At 33.2% G+C, this 19,699-nt stretch carries 22 protein-coding genes; 1 reads left to right on the top strand and 21 read right to left on the bottom strand.

Annotation, left to right across the window (positions count from 1 at the left end; genetic code table 11):
* Positions 1-7: 7 nt before the first annotated feature.
* The 18 genes from KBW87_RS02075 to KBW87_RS01990 form a co-directional block, all read right to left on the bottom strand.
* A complete protein-coding gene (locus KBW87_RS02075) occupies positions 8-1,909 on the bottom strand; it encodes a heavy metal translocating P-type ATPase (protein WP_057809194.1) in 1,902 nt (633 codons plus the stop codon).
* A gap of 162 nt (positions 1,910-2,071) precedes the next feature.
* A complete protein-coding gene (locus KBW87_RS02070; protein WP_057809195.1) occupies positions 2,072-2,878 on the bottom strand; it encodes a CPBP family intramembrane glutamic endopeptidase in 807 nt (268 codons plus the stop codon).
* A 13-nt stretch (positions 2,879-2,891) separates the two neighbouring features.
* Positions 2,892-3,059, bottom strand: coding sequence for a hypothetical protein (locus tag KBW87_RS02065; protein ID WP_157055110.1), 168 nt, complete (start codon positions 3,057-3,059; stop codon positions 2,892-2,894).
* Between the two features lie 180 nt (positions 3,060-3,239).
* Entirely contained in the window at positions 3,240-3,401 is a 162-nt protein-coding gene (locus tag KBW87_RS02060; protein ID WP_157055111.1) for a bacteriocin, read from the bottom strand.
* A 25-nt stretch (positions 3,402-3,426) separates the two neighbouring features.
* Entirely contained in the window at positions 3,427-3,579 is a 153-nt protein-coding gene (locus KBW87_RS02055) for a hypothetical protein (RefSeq protein ID WP_157055112.1), read from the bottom strand.
* Positions 3,580-3,794: 215 nt separating this feature from the next.
* Positions 3,795-4,433: an HlyD family efflux transporter periplasmic adaptor subunit gene (locus KBW87_RS02050; RefSeq protein ID WP_057809197.1), complete on the bottom strand. Its 639-nt coding sequence runs from the start codon at positions 4,431-4,433 to the stop codon at positions 3,795-3,797.
* Between the two features lie 11 nt (positions 4,434-4,444).
* The gene (locus tag KBW87_RS02045) at positions 4,445-6,607 is read right to left on the bottom strand and encodes a peptide cleavage/export ABC transporter (RefSeq protein WP_057809199.1); all 2,163 of its coding nucleotides are present in this window, start codon (positions 6,605-6,607) and stop codon (positions 4,445-4,447) included.
* On the bottom strand, positions 6,604-7,413 hold the full coding sequence (locus KBW87_RS02040) for a LytR/AlgR family response regulator transcription factor (protein WP_057809201.1): 810 nt from the start codon (positions 7,411-7,413) through the stop codon (positions 6,604-6,606). Before KBW87_RS02040 ends, KBW87_RS02045 begins: the two co-directional genes overlap by 4 nt.
* Before the next feature lie 3 nt (positions 7,414-7,416).
* Complete coding sequence (locus tag KBW87_RS02035; RefSeq protein WP_201779824.1) at positions 7,417-8,817, bottom strand: sensor histidine kinase; 1,401 nt, start codon at positions 8,815-8,817, stop codon at positions 7,417-7,419.
* A 10-nt stretch (positions 8,818-8,827) separates the two neighbouring features.
* On the bottom strand, positions 8,828-9,001 hold the full coding sequence (locus KBW87_RS02030) for a hypothetical protein (protein ID WP_157055113.1): 174 nt from the start codon (positions 8,999-9,001) through the stop codon (positions 8,828-8,830).
* Between the two features lie 172 nt (positions 9,002-9,173).
* Positions 9,174-9,491, bottom strand: a complete 318-nt coding sequence (locus KBW87_RS02025) for a bacteriocin immunity family protein (RefSeq protein WP_057809203.1) — start codon at positions 9,489-9,491, stop codon at positions 9,174-9,176.
* A gap of 21 nt (positions 9,492-9,512) precedes the next feature.
* A complete protein-coding gene (locus KBW87_RS02020) occupies positions 9,513-10,091 on the bottom strand; it encodes a garvicin Q family class II bacteriocin (protein WP_057809205.1) in 579 nt (192 codons plus the stop codon).
* 154 nt (positions 10,092-10,245) lie between these two features.
* Positions 10,246-11,232, bottom strand: a complete 987-nt coding sequence (locus KBW87_RS02015; RefSeq protein ID WP_057809208.1) for a class III bacteriocin — start codon at positions 11,230-11,232, stop codon at positions 10,246-10,248.
* Between the two features lie 64 nt (positions 11,233-11,296).
* A complete protein-coding gene (locus KBW87_RS02010) occupies positions 11,297-12,037 on the bottom strand; it encodes a LiaF transmembrane domain-containing protein (RefSeq protein WP_057809210.1) in 741 nt (246 codons plus the stop codon).
* Entirely contained in the window at positions 12,027-12,488 is a 462-nt protein-coding gene (locus tag KBW87_RS02005) for a LytTR family DNA-binding domain-containing protein (RefSeq protein WP_057809212.1), read from the bottom strand. Before KBW87_RS02005 ends, KBW87_RS02010 begins: the two co-directional genes overlap by 11 nt.
* Positions 12,489-12,824: 336 nt before the next feature.
* Positions 12,825-13,148 (bottom strand): YxeA family protein, encoded by a 324-nt coding sequence (locus KBW87_RS02000; RefSeq protein WP_057809214.1) that lies wholly within the window; start codon positions 13,146-13,148, stop codon positions 12,825-12,827.
* Positions 13,149-13,298: 150 nt separating this feature from the next.
* Positions 13,299-14,147: an Rgg family transcriptional regulator gene (locus tag KBW87_RS01995; RefSeq protein ID WP_083478833.1), complete on the bottom strand. Its 849-nt coding sequence runs from the start codon at positions 14,145-14,147 to the stop codon at positions 13,299-13,301.
* A gap of 205 nt (positions 14,148-14,352) precedes the next feature.
* A complete protein-coding gene (locus tag KBW87_RS01990; RefSeq protein WP_034976054.1) occupies positions 14,353-14,997 on the bottom strand; it encodes a redox-sensing transcriptional repressor Rex in 645 nt (214 codons plus the stop codon).
* 190 nt (positions 14,998-15,187) lie between these two features.
* Here KBW87_RS01990 and KBW87_RS01985 point away from each other — a divergent pair, with 190 nt between their 5' ends.
* A complete protein-coding gene (locus KBW87_RS01985) occupies positions 15,188-17,113 on the top strand; it encodes an ABC-F family ATP-binding cassette domain-containing protein (RefSeq protein ID WP_057809217.1) in 1,926 nt (641 codons plus the stop codon).
* Between the two features lie 499 nt (positions 17,114-17,612).
* On the opposite strand, the gene KBW87_RS01980 is transcribed toward KBW87_RS01985, so the two are convergent.
* Genes KBW87_RS01980 through KBW87_RS01970 form a run of 3 tightly spaced genes read right to left on the bottom strand, consistent with a single transcriptional unit; the run spans position 17,613 to position 19,627 of the window.
* Complete coding sequence (locus KBW87_RS01980; RefSeq protein WP_057809218.1) at positions 17,613-18,215, bottom strand: ATP-binding cassette domain-containing protein; 603 nt, start codon at positions 18,213-18,215, stop codon at positions 17,613-17,615.
* 9 nt (positions 18,216-18,224) lie between these two features.
* On the bottom strand, positions 18,225-18,806 hold the full coding sequence (locus tag KBW87_RS01975) for a hypothetical protein (protein ID WP_057809220.1): 582 nt from the start codon (positions 18,804-18,806) through the stop codon (positions 18,225-18,227).
* The gene (locus tag KBW87_RS01970; RefSeq protein WP_057809222.1) at positions 18,806-19,627 is read right to left on the bottom strand and encodes a hypothetical protein; all 822 of its coding nucleotides are present in this window, start codon (positions 19,625-19,627) and stop codon (positions 18,806-18,808) included. Before KBW87_RS01970 ends, KBW87_RS01975 begins: the two co-directional genes overlap by 1 nt.
* Positions 19,628-19,699 lie beyond the last annotated feature (72 nt).

The following is a 19,699-nucleotide window of genomic DNA, read 5'->3' as shown; positions in this document are numbered from 1 at the left end:
TTCATCATTACATATTAAATTCTAAATCTTTTTTCTTCTTAGAAACTTGACGGTTATCAAGTTTTGAATGATTTTTAATTAAGCGCATTCCATTTAAGATAACGACTAAAATACTAAATTCATGAATAAACATACCACTAGCCATTTCAACATAACCTGCAAACAATCCAACGAACAATAGCAGTACGGTTAATAATGCAATTGCAATGTTTTCATTCATATTCAAGACAGTTCGCTTAGAAATTGCTAAAGCATAGTCAATTTTGCGTAAGTCATTTTTCACTAAAACAATATCTGCCACATCAACTGCTACATCGGTACCACTTCCGATAGCAATAGCAACGTCAGCATTAGCTAGAGCAGGACTATCATTGACCCCATCGCCAATAAAAGCTATATGATGACCATTTGCTTGTTCTTTTTTAACAAATTGTGCTTTATCTGCAGGTAACATTTGTCCATGTACTTCATCAATTGGCAACTCTGCTGCAATTTGTTTTGCTGTTTCTTGATTATCGCCTGAGAGCATCACTAGTTTTTTAATCCCAAGTTGTTTTAATTTAAGCAATGCAGCCTTAGATTCTGGTCGAAGTCGGTCCTTAATGCCAAAGGCTGCTAACATACTTTGATCAGTATTAGAAAAAATAACAATAGAGTTACCTAAGTTGCCTAATTTATTAACTACTTTAGTTAGTTTGGCATTAACAAAAGTATGCTCTTCAATTAATGCTAAATTACCTAAATAGTATTTATCATTTTCTAAAGTAGCAGAAATTCCTTTCCCTTTAATTGTATTAGTAGTAATATGATTTATTTTTTCATCACTTAATTTAGCAATTGCTTTTGCTAACGGGTGATTACTTCGAGCTTCAATACTTACAGCTAAATTAATAATTTCATTTCTATCACCATTTAGAATATGAATTTCATTGACTTCGGGATAACCCACTGTTAAGGTTCCAGTTTTATCAAAGGCAATCTCATCAACTTTACGTGTTGCATCCATTACTTGAGATCCTTTAAACATGACACCATTCTTGGCACCATTTCCGATACCGGCAACCGTTGAAACCGGTACACCAATTACCAATGCACCAGGACAGCCAAGGACCATCACGGTAATAGCAAGTTTAAAGTTTTTAGTGATTAAGCCAACGACAATAGCAATAACTAACACTGCTGGAGTGTAATATTGGGCAAAATGATTAATTAATTTCTCCGTGTGAGATTTGGAATCCTGCGCTTCTTCTACCATTTCAATAATTTTGCCAAAAGTTGTATCCTCTCCTGCAGCTGTAGTTTCAACGGTTAGAGTACCATCGTCTAAGATTGTTCCAGCATAAACTGAATCGCCCTTCTTTTTATTAGCAGGTTTTGATTCACCATTAACGTTAGCTTCATTTAAGTAGCCTGATCCTGATACAATTTTGCCGTCTACTGGAACTTGATCCCCAGTTTTGATTAAAATCTTTTCACCAGGATCAACAAAATCTACATCCTCTTCTTCAGTAGTACCATCGTCTTGTAAAACTAATGCAGTTTGTGGTGCCATTTTAGTTAAGTCTGCCACAGCTTTTCGCGTTTTCTTAAGAGTAAGCTCTTCTAGTACTTCTCCTAAAGAAAAAAGCCAAGTAACAATTGCAGCTTCATTGTATTCACCAATAATGATTGCTCCTATTACTGCTAATGAAACTAGGACATCAATTGATACGAGTTTAACCTTCAGTGATGAAATGGCAGTCATTAAAATTGGAATTAATCCGATAATACCTATAACTAGCATTAAAATTTGATAAGCAATATTTATATGAAATAACCATTTAAATGCTTCCGCCAGTAATATCATGATTGTATTAATTGTTAAAATTATTCTTTGATACTTGATAAAAAACTGTTGCACTTTAATCATTTATATTTCTCCTCGCTTTACATACTTAATTTTAAGAGAAATACAATTAGCAAAAATTGATAACTATCAAAAAAACTTAACTTTGAAATCAATATCTTAACTTAATGACATTGGATCTAGATCGCGCGGTTTTTAGTTTGCTCAAAACATATTTAATTTTTATCATTGCTTTAAAGAATCCATTAATTCATGGTTGAACAAATATATACAAAGCACCATGAAAAGGATTATAGGTCCATATACAGACAACACTAGCGAAATATGGGGATTCCCTAGGTCTGAGTGAATAACTTGCGGAGAAAAGTCTTGCAAGAAGTGAAAAGCTATACACCAAAATATTCCATTAGACAGGATGTGCAAGTAGCTCAAAATTAGCCCTAAGCCAATAGCAAAAATAATTTGTCCAATTGTGGATGTCAAGGGTTGATGAACCAAATTAACCAAATGCAATAAGCCAAATAAGACAGAGTTGCCAATTGAAGCCCATAACAAATCATACTTACTTTTACGAAAAGCAACTACAAATAAGTTGAACAAAACTCCTCGAAATAGGAATTCTTCACAAATTCCGGCATCTAAAGCAATCAAGGCAATTTCGATAATCTTTCTTACAGGCAATTTCCAAACAGAGAAAGTTGTCAGTAGATTACCGAAAAACAAAAAGCCTACCAGCACCCAATATACAATCGTTAGCAATTTTGCTAATCCATAGCGTTTTACTGAAAAATTCAGCACTTTAGTTGTATAGCCAAATCTAATCGCTACCCCTGCTAAGACTACTATCAACAAGGCTAATATGAATTCGCGTAAATTATGGTTATGCAATAGTTTTATTAGAACGGGCCCAAGTTGATACAAAACTTGTAAGCCAATTTCAAGAATTAATAATCGGATGATGACTTTTCTTATCTGGGCTTGATTATCAAAGTCTATTTCTTCCGATAAAGCTAAATATTTATCTTTTTTCACATTTTCCCTCAATCTATCTTCGATTTCTTATAAGAATGTCTATCACAAACGAAACAAGCATAGCCAAGAACATAACCGCATAAATTATTTCACCGATAGTGCTTTTTGGATGCCAAAACATACTAATCAAAAGAATAGCATTCGCTAAGCCAAACTGTACAGTAACTTTTTTATCTTCCATTACTTTATCCTCATTTCTTTTAGATATAGTCTATTCTCCTTTAGAAATATTTTTCAAAATTATCATATTTTGTATGCATTGGTGTCAAATTTAGCTAAAAATAATATTTCACTTTCAAACTCTTTCAGTAGTAGGTAAAAAAGAGTCTGTTTCAATAAATATTGAAACAAACTCCTTTCTTTATTCAAAAAAACTTGCAACAGTCTTAATGATATTATATGCAGCAGCTGCGCCTTTGAATCCTCTACCACTTTGATAACCATAACTATAAGGAACAGAATGACGACCACCAATAGTATTTTCTAGTTCTTTCAAATTCATTGTTTTAAACTTAGTAACCATTTTTTCTCCTTCTTAGATTAATTTTTTATAAATTATACTTACTTGCCAATCCAGCAAGAAAACCACGTCCAAATTCTTGGATACTCCAATACCAAGGATGATGTTTTTTTCTTTTTCCACCTACAATCTTACTCAACTGATTACAGTCAAGCTTTTCAAATTTAACTGTGTCTTTCATTTCAATACCTCCGACAAATTTAAGCATGTATCACTTAACACTTCTAAGTGTTCCATCAACTTACATATATAATTTTATAGAAATTTCGGTAAAAATACCGAAATAGTCAAAACTTATTACCGTATATCTCATATTTAGTTAAAATCCAAATAAGATCCAATAACACCATTATGTGATAAATAAGACCAGAATCTAAAAATATCTGGTCTTATATACTATTTAGTGTTTAAAATTTTTGACTTTAGATAATTAAAATAACTCAATTTTCCAGTAATAATAGAGCAATTTCCTTGCATCCCATATCTAAGTATTTTTAATTGGGAGTTTGTAGCCATTATTTTCACATTTACTTTAAATAAACTAGCTTCCTTTTGATAAGCAGGATATTCTCCTACTCTAATAACTTTACCTTTTAGAAAAATTGACCCACCTTGATCCCCCAAAATTTGAAATTGCCCTTGTTGACCTTTCTTAATCATAGCTATTTGCTTGCCTGGAATGTAAGTTTCTATCATTACATTTTTATGGTTTGTTATCTCTGGAAACAACTGAACTTCTCTTCTATCGATATGAATAAATCCTTTATTTTTTAAAGTGGTCTGTTCCCCATTAGCTAAAGTTACATGTGTTCCTGTACCTAGATGTTGCCCTTCAACAAAATGATTATCTTTCAACACGTGATACGACGAAGGAACTATTACTCCTATACTTTTAACCGTATTTTCTCGCATTACAAAAAATGAACTTATGAGTATACCTATTACAAAAAGAAATGCTGGGAAAATAATCATAGTAGAAAAGTTTCGAAATTTATACGAATAGAATTTACTACTTTCTAACTCTTTACTGTCCATAACTATTTCACCTAACTTTTTACTAAATTATAATAATAGCCCTGTGCTGCCATCAGTTCTTTATGACTCCCATGTTCAACAATTTGGCCTTTACTTAAAACTATAATGTTATCTGTTTTTTTAGCGATAGATAAGCGATGGGCTATAAAAATAATAGTTTTATCTTTAAGCTGAAGTAAGTTATTTACTACCTTTTTCTCAGTAATAGTATCTAATCCACTAGTCGCTTCATCTAAAATCAATACCTTAGCAGGTGTTAAAAGAGCTCTAGCAATCGTTAAGCGTTGCTTTTGACCTCCTGATAGTACCTTTGCATTTTCATCAAGTGGAGTGTCATATTGCAACGGTAATTTTTCAATATCATCTTTAATTTCTGCAATTTGACATGCTTTTTTTATTTCTTCATCAGAAATATGAGGTCGACTACCTAATAACAAATTTTCTTTAATCGTTCCTGAAAATACACATGGAATTTGCGGTACATAATTTACATAAGAGCGAAGAATATGCTTATCAATATTACTTACTGCTTTATTATTAAAGGTTAGCTTACCTTTTGTAGGACTATAAAAAGCCACCAATAATTTAACTAATGTTGATTTACCAGAACCACTCATTCCCACAATAGTTAATTTTTCACCAGGGCTTATTTTAAGACTTATATTTTGTAAGACATCACTCCCATATCCATAGCGATAATAAACATGCGTCAAATGAATATCTCCTTCAATTTGTTGAATTTTATTAATAGAGGCTGTTTTATTAAATTCGCTTTTAACTAAATAAACTTCATTTAAACGATTTTGAGCCACATTGGCAGCTTGAAGAGTAGGCTGTAAATTAATTATATTCTGCAATGGATCAACAAAATAAGCTAATAATGCATTAAAGGCCATTAATTGACCAATGGACATTTGGTTATGCATTACAATAATTGCCCCTACCCACAAGACAACTATATTTAATGCCAAGCGAACAAAAGTCTTCAGTACTGTTTGTAAGGTCTCATTCTTACTATACTTGAAAGCCTTTCTTAAATAATCAACAAATTGCTCATCAATTTTACGATATCGAATCTGTTCACTGTTTAATGCTTTAATAGTTTCTATTCCTTGAATATCTTCAATAATTGAAGAACTTACTACTGCATTACTTTCCATTTGATCATTATTTAGCTTTTCAAATTTTTTCGTAAATCCGAGAATAATGATTGCATAGATTGGAATAGAAAAAAGTGTAATTAAAAATAAAGTCATATTTTGAAGTGCTAAAACTATTCCCATCAAAATTACAATCGATAAAGCAAGAAATAAAGAGATCACCATTCTGGCCAAAGCATCAATAATCCTACTAGCATCAGAAAATCGAGATGTAATCTCTCCTGTTTTACGCGTAGTAAAAAATTCCATTGGAAGTTCAAACACATGCCTAATGTATTGCAAGTTAAGATCTATAGACAAACGTTGCCCTAATATATTTAACAAAACTTGTTGGCCATATTGAAAAATAGAATTAAATACATATGCTATTAATAATCCAATAGCTAAAATAGATAAAATTGTGTAGGCTTCATTTGGAATATAAGTATCAATTAGGCCTTGAACAAAATACGAAGTCCCTATACTAATTAAAGTTACGAGTATCGTGGCTAAAATAATATTTTTAATTAAAGTTTTCTGCTTAAACAAATAAGGTAAAAGAGATATAAGATTAGTCTTCTTTTCTTTTATTACTTTAAAATTAGATTTTGGAATCATCAATAAAGTGACACCTGTCCACTCCTTTTCAAATGCTTTTTTAGATATCTTTTTAATTCCACTAGTAGGGTCCGGATCAGCAATAACAATCTTATTCTTAGTACTTTTAAGTACAACATAATAGTGTAAAAGACTTCCCTCTTTTACCACATGAACTATAAAGGGATATTGAATGTCTTCCATATTAAATAAAGACATATCTGCCTTTACTGCTTGTACCTCCATATTAAAACTTTCAGCAGTCTTAACTAGTCCAAAAGCCGTCGTACCTTCAGTATTAGTTTTAGCGATATGTCTTAAATGAGCTATAGAAATTCGTGAATGATAATATTTTAAAATCATTGCTAAACAGGCAGCTCCACAGTCGGTTTCATCAACTTGCGGAATATAGATTGACCTATATTTGAAAATATTCATTCTATACTGTCCTCTCGTTTAGCAAGTTCTTCAGTCGTGTAATTGTACTTAGTAAGTAATTCTCGCATTCTTTTAATGCTGGAACGAGCGAATGTCTCTACGTCTCCATTAATAAATAAAACTTTACGTTCCAATAAGTCTATTGATTGGATATTCTTAGGGTTAGCTAAACAAGACTGACTTATCTTCTCCAACATTGGATTTTCATTGTCGAATTGATTAATGCTACCTAATAATTGAGATTCTCCGGTCTGTCTAATCATTAAGAGTTTGTGTGGAGTTGGCGTTGTAGTTAAGTAAATAATGTCATCAATATTCACATTTCTTACTAAACGACCAATTTTATAAGAAAAGGTCATGGCCTTCATGTAGTTGAACTTATGTAAATTATAGATAGCCACTTCAACGGTCTTTACCATCGTCTTACGAAATTCATCAATATCGCCAGTTTTGACAATATAATCAATTGGCCCTAATCGTCTTCTAAATGTAATTAATGACAAATCAGCATGACTAGTTACAAAGATAATCTGGGCACGTTCGTCACGCTTCTTAATGAGAGCAGCCAAATCAAAACCGCTATCATTTTCAGTACTTTCACCTAGTTCTACATCTAAAAAATAAATACCTCCATCAAGCTTTTGCTCTTTTAGGTAATTAACAGCATCTAAATAATTAGTAGCAGAACCAATATCGAACTCAATTTTTTCATCGTCCGATAAGATCATTTCAGCTGCACCTAAAATCTTCTTAGTTAACTCGATTTGTTGCTGATCATCATCGCAAATAAATACTGGATACTTCATCACTTACTCCTCAATTCCATCGGGTAAAATTGTTAGATTGAATATAAACCAACCGTCTTCTACCGAATAATCAATAATCATACTTTCTTCGTACTTATGCGCTATCTCTTGCACATTGACCAGACCCAAACCCATATGATGCTGTTTAGTGGTGTAATTCTTTTGACTAATTTTATCAGCATTAATTTTTGTAGCTCGAATTTGATTACGAATCTCAAATTCAAAGTCTCCGTCTTCTTGATAATACATTGCATCTACTTGTGCACTTGATTGATCTCCAGTTTCCTTAATTAGTAACTGACTTTCTTCAACAGCATTATCAAAAGCGATACCAATAATTCTAATCAGATCTAAGGAATCTACACTATGCGGAATTTGATCTATCTCTTTCTCACACGCAAAACTGTAGTTAATATCTGCATTATAGAGTTTGGATAATTTAGCGATTGCGATACTCTTTAAGTTTTTATCTTGGATATGATTCACACCTTTATATTTACGGAGAGCTTTTTGATTAAATTGAGTGTTAGTATACTTGGTCAATTCATCTACAACTTCTTGCGTATTACCTTCCTCAGCACTAATTTTTAGACTGTTTAAGATATTTTGATAATCGTGTTTAAACTTACGCAGATCGTCTTCGTTCTTATCTAGATAATCAGTATATTCTTGCAATTGTTGCATTTCTGACTTCAATTGATCTTGCTTCAATGTCAGCTCGCGATTTTTAGCTTCTTGAGCCTTTCTGTCTGCATTAGCAAGCTCTAATTGTAATTTTTGCTCACGCTGTTCTTGTCGAGTCATGAGCTTTTTTTGAATTCGAACCGTCGTAGTATAGGCTAAAACAGCAAAAAGTATTTGAAGTATTAACAAACTTGCATAAACTTCAAATACTAGTCTTATTGCTTTTTCTTTATCCGCAAAATATGAAATAACTTCTCCGGATAAATAAATATAAATCATTAAATAGATAAATATTACATTATTGTCATCACTTAATAATTTATAGATATTTTTATGATACTTGTGTACAAAAATAATTATTACAGTATAAATTATAAAAAATGATAAAAATAGAAAATAGTTTTCACTTGTAATGCCAAAACCATAAATGCATAAAGTAACAATTATAGAAAATAATAAATCAATTACTTCAACTACAGAGCTTGCACCCAAAATTACCTTATTTTTATGAAGAGGCAAATAAAATCCACAAAGGATTAAAATTTGAAGTAAACTAACTCCTACATCATTCTCAATTAAATTAGCCAATAATACAGAACCAAATACAAATCCAATAGAAAATAGCAGATCTTTTTTATTGTATTTTATATTACTAATTTTATAAAAAATCCATAAATCAACTATAGGGGATAAAAATGATTGGATTTCCAATACTTTCATTCTATTTCACCTAAAAGAACCATAAATGATGCTTTTTAGACTTTTTTATTCTTTCTTTAAATTCTTTACAGCTGTATAAACTTACAGTAGGATTAAAAATTCCCCCTTGAACAAATCCTCCTTTAATTTTATTCAATTCCTTTTCTTCAATTTTGACAAACTTTGTTTCGTTCAACTTTTTCATAACTTTTCTTCCTTTCAGCTCACTAAATTTTGCATTACATATTTTACTACATCCCTAATACTTATAATCAAGATCGTCAAATAATGTTATATTTCGATCATATTCGGTAAAAAATAAAATGAACTGAGATCAAATCTTCGTTCATTTTATTAATAATCTTTACTTTTAAAACTTATATTCCATGGAAAAAGCCACCATATATCGCTCCCATGCCGATACCAGACCGTAAATCGCCAGGCTTGCCAATGTTACCGGCAACAATATCACAGTATAATTTTCCCATTCCAGGTGATAACTTACTTCCAATTGCCAGTGGGGTCAAAATATTTTTCAAATGCCAGATCAAATTTGGCAAATAAACATGATGCTCTAATTGATGCTTGGCATACAATAAAATCTCACGTTCATTATTTTTGGTGTCATTGTCCATTAATAAGTCTGTAACTCTATTTAATAAAGCAATCTCTGGATGTGATTTATTTTGACTCATTATACTCATCTCTCTTAAAATTTATCCTACATCTGTAGTTCCCCACCCATAAACAATGGTATCCCATGTAGCTTGACCAATATTTTTTGTAACTCTATAGTGAAATCTTCCATGGCTATCTCTATAACAATATCCATTTGATCCATATCCTACAATTTCTATCTTATGACGTTTATGAGATTTTCTAGATCTTCTAGCAAATGAAACAAATGGGAAATCGCTGACTTCATCCTCACCAGAATCATCAGAAATTAATACAGCACCATTCTCTTTTACCATTCTATTAAAAACTGTTAAAACTTCTTGTTCAGCTTGAACAGCAGATTTTGGTATTCCACTATCTTCTGGCACTTGTAAGACATATTGATTATTTACAATACGAATATATTGACTCATAGAACGCAACTGAGAAGATGTTAATTTTTGTCCATCTTTTATAGCTTGTTCTTTTGTGACACTTTCAGTTGTTACTTTTTGATTAGTAGCAACCGTAGTTTGTGTTTGAGCATGAACTGGAATTGATTTTAAGTTCATAACAGGAAGTAATAAAACCGATGCTAATAATATTTTACTACACTTTGTAAACTTGTTTTTCTTCATAATTACACTCTTTCTTAGTTAATTTCATTAACTAAGAAGTATTGTAGCCAACTATCAGACCTATACCCAATTTCGTCATAAAACGTCCTCCTCGCATCATATTCGGTAAAAAAACTACAAAAAAAGCGAGGAACTAATCCTCGCTAATTTCTATTTAATTGCCGAAGCCTTCAACTTTGTAAATTCTATTCTTTAAAGTAGTTAAGTCACTCTTGCGGTGGTAGGCCACTGTCAAATAAATGTTATTGGCATCAAGAACTTGAACACTTTCAAATTCAGTCACATAGCCTAAAGAATCAAGCACATGGGCATGGTCCAAGTTAGCAACTTCCCACTTGTTTGGATCTGCGCATCCCCATGGAATCTTCACAATTTCACGTGGCTTACCTTCCTTAGCAAGCCCTAAGAAGTCCGTTGTTGGTCCCAATTGACAAGAAACATACACATTATTGTTTTCATCAAGATCATAACCTTGAATTGAAGGAATAAGTTCTCCATCAAAGTTAGGAACATTGAAGGCACCTAAACATTCAAAGTTTTGAATATTCACATCAGAGCCATCAGCTTCTGCTTCGTCCAAAGCCGCATTGATTTGATTCAAATCATACAATGCAAAGTGACCAGTGTGCGATAAGTCGATACTTGCAATCAAAAGCTTAGAATAATCTGGTGAAACTGCAGCCTCAAGCCGTTCTAAGTCTTTTCCAGGATAAGCGACACTATTATCGCCGTAGCCGTAACCTGCACGGTTTAAATAAGACAAACGCGGCATTTCAGTATTGCTATCATATTGCAAAGTACCACTTTCTGGAAGGACTACGCGGGCAATTTGCGTGTCCCACAGAGTGCTACCATGCTTCTTAGGCTTGGTCCCTACAAACCAGCGATCACTTTCACCGGAATAAGTCCAGGTTTGCGTGTGACCTCCAGCCATTCCAGTCAAATAGACTAAAGGACTATCTTCATCAAAGAAAACATGGTCGCCATTTGGTGTTGCTCGATAAACAATAATATCAGTTTGTTTATGAAGTAATTGCAAAGCATAAACATACTTTGAACCTACATCAGAAGCTTGAACGACAACATGGTGTAAGTTTTCAAGTTCGTACATCAAACTAAGATTAACGTCTTTATTTATCATAATAAAACCTCGATGTATAAAAATAACCTTTTCTTTATTTTACACCTAGCTTTATTATTCATGACTAAATATACTTAATCTTAATATCGGAAAAGCGGGCGCGCCCATTAATTACTAGTTGAGGCCCACCACCGTTTGAAGCTCCTTCGATTCTCAAATCGCCGATTCCAGGATTAACATAATTAACCACTTGCCAAGACAAGGGCACAAAGATATCCAAATCGGACATCATAATGTCCAAATTCATGTTAACAATGCCGTTTTTGCTTTCCGCATCATCAAGATAAATGTTCACATCCCCAAACTTGGAGGTCACATCAATAGTTTCAAGCTCTTTTGAATGGATATAACGTGAGACATCCGATAAAGTTTGATTAATTACTACATGATCACCTTGATCATTGGTCACCGTCTCAGTAAAGAGATTATTAGAAAAATCCTCTCTCTTTTCCCTAAAGTCTTTAATTTTCTTATTTGCATAAACAATCGTATGAAATCGATTACGAAAGATAATCCCCAATCCAATTGAAATCAAAATCGCAGCTAAGAGAATTGTCCATGGCACTAAACGGGTGATATGCAACGGTTGTGCATAAATCATCAGTAAAAATGCGACTGAGAAGACACCTTCCGTAATTCTGCGATTAACAATCCCGTCAATTAAGCTAAGAGCAAAGACAATGGTTCCAATAATTGCCCAAAAACCTAGTTTATAAGTCCAAATCCCCATCTGATTGAGCACAACAAAGGTTGCGGCAGCGATAAAGAAAACGCCCCAAAAAATGCGCGAAACTTTATTTCTCATAGTACTTCCTTCTTTCGTCTAGTCGATTACGCAGATCACGATAATAATGACGCGATACATAAACTACCTTATAAGAATCTTGAAATTTTACCTGGCAATTTGAAATCGACCTCGTAATTGCGTAAATCTGATTCAAGTTAAGAATAGTCGATTTTGAAACGCGCATGTAGTTAGCACCCAAAATATCTTCAAGTTCGTAAAGCTTATACTTGACCTGATAAGCATCCCTAGTCGTGTGAGCCATCACTACCTTACTATCAGTTTCAAAAAAGAGGATATCTACCAAATTCAAATAATAGGAAACTTTATCTTTAAATCCTTCAATTTGAGGAATTTTTTCTTGATTTTGCAAAAGCCGATAAAGTTCCTGAATCTGGTCATTCATCTCAGGCGCCGAGATCGTAACTTCAGTTTCTTGATGATCTGGATTAATGTCCAATTTAACTTTCACAATCTCGCCTCCTCTTTCTTATTTCTTAACTTAAGCTTATTTAACTATGATTACGTTTCAGAAGCTACTTATTTTAACTAAGAGGTTAATTTTTGTTTCTAAGTGGTAAAAAAAGCCGCTTTAAACGGCAGCTTCTTAATCGTTATCGTTTTCCTTTACAGACGATTTTCAAATCGCCGATTCCAGGTTCACATAATTAACCACTTGCCAAGACAAAGGCACATAGATATCTAAATCGGACAAGGTTTGATTAATTATCATATGACCGTCTCAGTAAAAAGATTATTAAGAAATTCTCTCTTTTCTGATATTTTTCACTTATGATATAAGTTGGTGTTATTTTACCTTATTTACAAAGTCTTTCTTAGATATATATTTAATCGATTTCACATATTGGCCCCTATGCCTAATCGAAATATATTCTCTTGATGGATCATATCCACCAACATTGTGAAGTCGGTATGATTTTAGCTTGGTGATTTTATGATTATATATTTTTACATTTTTATACTTTTGCGTTCCCGTAGGTACTTGAGCATAACTCACAGTTTCAGAAATAAACGGATTAAATCTATCAAAAACTGCCGTATGACTTATTAATAGGCAACCTAAGATTACTACTACGATGATACTTCTAAATTCCCAAAGTTTCTTTAACATACTTAAACCTCAATTATTCTACGACTACCATTTTTAATTAATTCAATTTTTTGATTCTTGATCTTAATCATGTAGTCGCATTTTTCCAAAATCAGTTAATAATAGTAGACAAGACAAAGAGTTTTTTGTAGTGAATTTCGAAATATCGAATTAAATAAATAAATGATCTGCTATATTCTTCATTCCACTTCTTATAAAAATGCTTCTTAATTCTTCGCTATATGTTTCTTTTCCGTTGTATACATCACTTAGGTAACGCGCTATTATCTTTTTTAATCCAAAAACATCGTCAGCCGGGAGCTCATTAATTAATTTAAAACATTCCTCAATATGCTTATCAATTTTTCTATTTAAAATTGCGTCATACAAATAATTCATACAAATTGTAGAAATCCTAATTTTTATATTTTTCGGAAATTCATTAATATCTTTATACCTACGCAAAAGTTGACCCATTCTCATAACCAAATTTTCTTTATTAAGTACTGGAATTGAGTTACCAAAGATTATTAAAGCCTCATTATCATTTACCCAATCATTTGATTGATAGATATATCGATCTATTTCATCCTTTACTTTCTGATCTAAAGACAGCATATTGTCTTTTAAATCTGCAGTAATAAGCGATGCGCAATATCTTAAAGATTTTGGAATATTAGGCATTTGTACTATCTCTTTTTTTATTTTATCCGCTTTTTTATAATCCTTATTCGTAAAAGCAATATATAATTCCTCAAAAAGTTGTTGAGCTACCGTTGTGCTTTCACTAACAATGTATGAATCCTGAACCAAATCAAAAAAATCATTGATATTAACATGGTTTGATTTCAGTAAAAGAATCAAATCTTCACTATCAATATCTGAGCTAACTCCATTTCTTACATATCCCGATTCTATTTCTGAATAATGTGAGACTGACATATTTATATCTTTAATCCATCTGGCTTGTGTTTTATGTTGAGCCAATCTTTCTTTTTTTAGCGCTTCATTAATTTTCAATTTCTTTCACCTTTTAATCACATATTTGGGAATGAAAAGCATGAGAGGGATTCCCTGTATATTATGCTTTTCTAGCAATAATATATCTAATTTACGTACAAAAAGCGACAGTATCGCTTATGAAATTATCTAGGAACCGATCAGCTACACTCCTGAGGGTAATTAATCTCTATCTGACAAAAAAGCCGCCTTAAACGGCAGCTTCTTAATCGTTATCGTTTTCCTTTTCCGAATCAAGGAAATAAATTAAAGTTTGTAATTCAGTAGCTAAGTCCACGTTTTGAACACGTACAGTTGATGGTGCGGAAAGACGAATTGGCGTAAAGTTCATAATTCCCTTCACTCCAGCTTCAACCATTTCATTAGTTGTAACTTGAGCTGAGCTGGAAGGAACTGTTAAAATTGCAATTGAAATTTGTTGATCACTCAATTGCTTCTTTAATTCGCTCATGTCATAGACTGGTACACCACTTAAAATCTTACCAGTAATGTCCTTATTGATATCAAAGGCACATGAAATTCGAATATTATTGCTACGCTTAAAATTATAGTTAAGTAGCGCTCTACCTAAATTACCAACCCCAACTAATGCTACATTAGTTAAAGTATCTTGATTCAAGATCTTTTTAAAGAATTTTAAGAGATTCTTTACATCATAACCGTAGCCACGTTTACCTAAAGCACCAAAATATGAAAAGTCTCGTCTGATTGATGCACTATCTACTTGTACAGCTTCAGATAATTCTGTGGAAGATACCTTGTCTTTCCCCTCTTCATTAAGGATAATAAGGTAGCGGTAGTAAAGTGGCAAGCGTTTGGCTGTTGCCTTAGGAATTTTTATTTTTTCCATTTGTGAAGCCCCCATGTATTTTATGTTTGTGAATGAACAATCAAGCATTTATATCATACCTGTAAAGTTAGTAGGCTTGCAAGTATATTTTTCACAATCTTAATCTTCACTTCCAATTATACCGTATTTTCACAATACAATTACAAGTCAGACAACTCATTATGTTAGAATATTTTTAGGTGAAAAAATTATGATTATTGCACAAGGGCACGATTTAGAACAACAATTTGGTGCCAATACTCTATTTAAAAATGTTAACTTTTCAATCGATTCAAATGCACGAATTGGACTTGTTGGACCAAACGGTGCGGGAAAGACTACTTTATTAAAGATTATGACCGGTCAAAGAGAACCTACTCAAGGTGAATTTACTGTTAATAAGGGAATTCAAGCCGGTTATATTGCTCAGGAAAACGCACTGGATGAAGATAAGACGATCTGGGATGAAATGGAGGAAGTTTTCACTCCTTTAATCAATAAAGGAAAGAAGCTTGAACAACTCCAAGAAGAAATAGCGGATCATCCCGAAGATAAGGACCTCCTCAAGCGCTACGATCAAATGCAATTCGACTTTGAGCAACAAGGTGGCTATACTTATCCATCTGATATCAAGAGTATTTTGAATGGATTCAAGTTTCCTGAAAATACTTGGCAAAAGAAGATTGGCAGTCTTTCTGGTGGAGAAAAGACGCGCTTAGCTTTTGTAAAGCTGCTCCTTAAAAAGCCACCTTTGCTCTTGCTCGACGAACCTACCAACTACTTGGATATGGATACGTTGGATTGGCTAGAAGGCTTTTTGAAAAACTACGCAGGCGCAATCTTAGTTGTATCCCACGACCAGTACTTCTTAGATCACTTAGCTAACCAAATTTTCGAATTACAATTTGGAACTTTGACTGCTTTTAAAGGAAATTATTCTCAATACATTGCAGAACGCAAATTGCGCGATAAGCAACAACAAGCTGCCTATGAAAAACAACAAGAAGAAATCAAGAAGGACGAAGAATTTATCCAAAAGAACTTGGTGCGTGCCACAACTACTAAGCGTGCACAAAGTAGACGGAAAAAGCTAGAAAAAATTGACCGTATCAAGCCACCAAAGCATAAGTCTAAGGTCAGAATTCACTTTAATAGTGAACGCCCTTCAGGAAAAGAAGTCCTTATCTTGAATGATTTAACCATCGGTTATTCTGATAAAACAATGGTTAAGGACATCTCTTTCCAAGTCAACAAAGGCGATCGCGTAGCAATTATTGGACCAAACGGTATTGGTAAATCTACTTTGCTTAAAACAATTATGAAGCAATTGACGCCAAAAGATGGTTCCATTAAATATGGTGCATCCCTTGACATCGGCTACTACGACCAGGAATTGCAACGACTGGACCCTTCAAAAACCGTCCTTGATACAATTTGGGATCGCCACAAGACAATGCCTGAGCGTGATGTACGTTCAATTTTAGCTAGTTTCTTGTTCACAGCCAAGGACATCGACAAGACGGTTGGTCAATTATCCGGTGGGCAAAAGGCACGTTTGACTTTGACAGTGTTATCACTTGAATATGATAACTTCTTGCTTATGGACGAGCCCACTAACCATTTGGATATTGAAGCAAAAGAAGTTCTTGAAGAAGCTTTAAGCAATTATGATGGAACTTTACTCTTTGTTTCTCACGACCGTTACTTTATCAATCAATTAGCAAACAAGATTGTTTCTGTGCGCGATGGCCATGCCAAGATTTACGAAGGAAACTACTCCTACTATCTTGACGAAAAAGCTAAGCAAAACGCTGGTTTAACTCCTAGTCAAACTGAGGCCGTCCCAGCTGAACCGGTCAAGCAAGTTAGCGAGCAAAAGTTGTCTTACCAAGAACAGAAGCAACGTGATTCACAAAAGCGTAAGCTTCAAAGAGCCGTTGATAATGCCGAAAAAGAAATTGAAGATTTAGAAAATCAACAAACTGAGATTCAAAATGAAATGGCAAATCCTGAAATTGCCACTAACTTTGATAAGCTGGGGCCTCTGCAAGAAAAGCTGTCTGCCGTTCAAGAAAAGCTCGACCAAGCTAATGATGAATGGGAAAAGGCATTGACTGCTTTGGATGAATTTGAATAAACAAAAAACTGCCTTTGAAGGCAGTTTTTCTTATACTAAAATCCGTAAGATGAGTAAAATTATCAAAATGATTGTAGCTCGAATGTATTGATTTAATCTTTTGAAAGGGCAAACGGCTAAAATTAGCCAAATTACTAGCCAAACAAATAGCAAAATGCTAGAAAGAAGAAAATTTTGCTTATTGAAAAAGCTTAAGTGAATAATAAGAAAAGGAACTAGATAAATAAGCAAATTTTTCCAAAATATGGTGAATCTATGTAAGGTGGTAATTTTCCTAATTACTAGAAAATCTTCCACCATTTCCATTTTAGTGCGCGCTAAAAGAATAAAAATCAAATCATAAGCGCTAAGATACACATTTAAGAAAATGAGCCAACGAGATTTATGGACTATGCCAAAATTCACAGCTACCATCTTATCACCAGGTAACATTCCTAAATGTGTTCTAAAGAAAAAGATAATCAAGAAAGTAATTACGGAATACAACCAAAAGATAGAGCTATTTTTCTTCAACTAAGACACCATCTTTTAGTTTTAATTCTCGATCATAAACCAAGTTAGAAATATCATCATGACTTGCGATGATGACAGCGCGCTTTTGCTCTTTAAGTTGCCCAAGTATTTTCACAAAGGTCTCAATACCTTCTTTATCAATTCCGCGCGTTGGTTCATCTAACAAAACGATATTCTGATTTTCCATAATCGCCTGAATAATGCCTAACTTTTGACGCATTCCGATCGAATATCTAGAAACTGGCTGACTATCCTCAGGATCCAAAGAGAATTCTTCCATTAATTCTTTTACTAATTTTTCATCATAGTCATGATTTAGTTCAGCTAAAAATTTCAAATTTTCAAGACTAGATTCATATTCTAAAAATCCTGGATTTTCAATCACGGCACCAATTACATCATCTGTCCCAATTTCAACTGTGCCATCATTCTGCTTCAATATGCCGGTGATAATCTTAAAGATTGTTGATTTGCCTGAGCCGTTTTTACCAATAATATGAATTCTCTGGCCGGGACTAAGAGTAAGGGAGACGTCTTTCAAGACTTCCTTTTTACCAAACTTTTTATTTAAATGTTCTATCTTCAACATATTTTTCTCCTAAAAATAGATTTGATGAATTGCGCGATAAGTGGGATCAAAAATAGGACTGTAGTGTGGTAAAAAACAATTTAACTCAATCCCATAATGATAACCCCCAGTAATTGCCAAAACTAACAATAAAATCAAATAAGGATACGGTAACTTATAAGCACTGAGAAGCAAGAACATCCCTAAAAACATAGCCACCATATTCAAGCCCAAAATTAGAATACCTAAAGTCGGAATGCCAAATTTAAAGCTAGTCTTTAAATTTAAAAGCCAATATGGAACTAATGCACATATCCAAAAGATTGCCCATTCACTTACCACAAGTTGAATCAACTTACCTAAGACAAAATCTGTCTTATTTCGAACTTCAATTGCATCCCTAATACGCCGAATTTTGATCACTTCAATGAAAACCAAAATATAAATTATCGGTTCAAAATAAATCGACATACTATTTTGATAAACAAAAACGAAAGGAATATCACGAATACTGTCCGGGCGATTGTTTAAATACATTCCCGCAACTAATCCCACCATAGCTGATAAGAAGAGCATTAATTTAATAAAGGAACTCGTTCTACTTTTCGTCATTAGGCCCCTCTTTCTTGCTTTTTATGCCAGAATTTAATCAAAGCGAAAATCAAAAGAGCATATATTCCTACAATAATCACATAAGTAGCCCATAATCCTAATGGCGGATTCTGTCCTCCAATAACTAATTGGCCAGGAGAAAATAAATTCGGGGCCGCGAGGATATTAGCAAATTGGATTGTTCCTTTATTCATCGAAATTAATACGACCTCATCAAGTAAAATGGTTCCTAACCCAAAAACTATTCCTAAGGGAACATACAAAGCATTTTTTCTGATAAATAATCCCAGTGCCAAAATAAACACTGTATAGATTCCCCAACCAATTGCCGCTAAAACAATATAAGTTAGGAGATTAACCCATCCATTTGAAGAAAAGTAAATCAGTTTACTTGTAAGTAAGAATTGACTCTTACCACTAAAAGACAATGGAGCATAAAACCAATTAATTAGTATTAGTTGATAAATATTTACAATCAAACTAAAAATGCTTGCTATTAAAAAGCTTTTTCCAACCATTCTTTGAATAAATTTTTGATAGCCAATTCTTTGCAGAAGATGGATCAATTCGTTGTTATTCTTCATATGAATAAAATAGTAGGTACTCAAAATCGGAACAATTGCAATTGAGCCAAAATTGATAAACAGTGAGTCTCTTAGTCCAAATGGTTGAAGATAGAAAAACATATACAAGGCATTATCTCCATTCACCTTCAATCCGGGATGTATTTCTTGACGGATGGTTGTAAGTACAACATATGTGAAAATAACTAAATAAATCAGAAATCCTCCAAGTATGATCTGTTTAGTCCGTTTGGGCATTTTCCCTACTCCCCTTCACTTAAAAAATTATTTTTCAGTATACCACATTCGGTTTTCAAATTTACTCACTAA

This window comes from Lactobacillus intestinalis, assembly GCF_024397795.1.
Taxonomy (GTDB): domain Bacteria; phylum Bacillota; class Bacilli; order Lactobacillales; family Lactobacillaceae; genus Lactobacillus; species Lactobacillus intestinalis.
Note: the sequence above shows the minus strand (reverse complement) of the source record. Positions and strands in the feature narration are given on the sequence as shown.

Excerpts from the sequence above, each read along its gene's own strand:
- KBW87_RS02065 (WP_157055110.1), bottom strand. The coding sequence starts at position 3,059 with ATGGAAGATAAAAAAGTTACTGTACAGTTTGGCTTAGCGAATGCTATT.
- KBW87_RS02035 (WP_201779824.1), bottom strand. The coding sequence starts at position 8,817 with ATGAAAGTATTGGAAATCCAATCATTTTTATCCCCTATAGTTGATTTA.
- KBW87_RS02055 (WP_157055112.1), bottom strand. The coding sequence starts at position 3,579 with ATGAAAGACACAGTTAAATTTGAAAAGCTTGACTGTAATCAGTTGAGT.
- KBW87_RS02020 (WP_057809205.1), bottom strand. The coding sequence starts at position 10,091 with ATGAAGAAAAACAAGTTTACAAAGTGTAGTAAAATATTATTAGCATCG.
- KBW87_RS02025 (WP_057809203.1), bottom strand. The coding sequence starts at position 9,491 with ATGAGTCAAAATAAATCACATCCAGAGATTGCTTTATTAAATAGAGTT.
- KBW87_RS01990 (WP_034976054.1), bottom strand. The coding sequence starts at position 14,997 with ATGGAAAAAATAAAAATTCCTAAGGCAACAGCCAAACGCTTGCCACTT.
- KBW87_RS02000 (WP_057809214.1), bottom strand. The coding sequence starts at position 13,148 with ATGTTAAAGAAACTTTGGGAATTTAGAAGTATCATCGTAGTAGTAATC.
- KBW87_RS02050 (WP_057809197.1), bottom strand. The coding sequence starts at position 4,433 with ATGGACAGTAAAGAGTTAGAAAGTAGTAAATTCTATTCGTATAAATTT.
- KBW87_RS01985 (WP_057809217.1), top strand. The coding sequence starts at position 15,188 with ATGATTATTGCACAAGGGCACGATTTAGAACAACAATTTGGTGCCAAT.
- KBW87_RS02015 (WP_057809208.1), bottom strand. The coding sequence starts at position 11,232 with ATGATAAATAAAGACGTTAATCTTAGTTTGATGTACGAACTTGAAAAC.
- KBW87_RS02045 (WP_057809199.1), bottom strand. The coding sequence starts at position 6,607 with ATGAATATTTTCAAATATAGGTCAATCTATATTCCGCAAGTTGATGAA.
- KBW87_RS02060 (WP_157055111.1), bottom strand. The coding sequence starts at position 3,401 with ATGGTTACTAAGTTTAAAACAATGAATTTGAAAGAACTAGAAAATACT.
- KBW87_RS02010 (WP_057809210.1), bottom strand. The coding sequence starts at position 12,037 with ATGAGAAATAAAGTTTCGCGCATTTTTTGGGGCGTTTTCTTTATCGCT.
- KBW87_RS01975 (WP_057809220.1), bottom strand. The coding sequence starts at position 18,806 with ATGACGAAAAGTAGAACGAGTTCCTTTATTAAATTAATGCTCTTCTTA.
- KBW87_RS01970 (WP_057809222.1), bottom strand. The coding sequence starts at position 19,627 with ATGCCCAAACGGACTAAACAGATCATACTTGGAGGATTTCTGATTTAT.
- KBW87_RS02030 (WP_157055113.1), bottom strand. The coding sequence starts at position 9,001 with ATGAAAAAGTTGAACGAAACAAAGTTTGTCAAAATTGAAGAAAAGGAA.
- KBW87_RS02040 (WP_057809201.1), bottom strand. The coding sequence starts at position 7,413 with ATGAAGTATCCAGTATTTATTTGCGATGATGATCAGCAACAAATCGAG.
- KBW87_RS01980 (WP_057809218.1), bottom strand. The coding sequence starts at position 18,215 with ATGTTGAAGATAGAACATTTAAATAAAAAGTTTGGTAAAAAGGAAGTC.
- KBW87_RS02075 (WP_057809194.1), bottom strand. The coding sequence starts at position 1,909 with ATGATTAAAGTGCAACAGTTTTTTATCAAGTATCAAAGAATAATTTTA.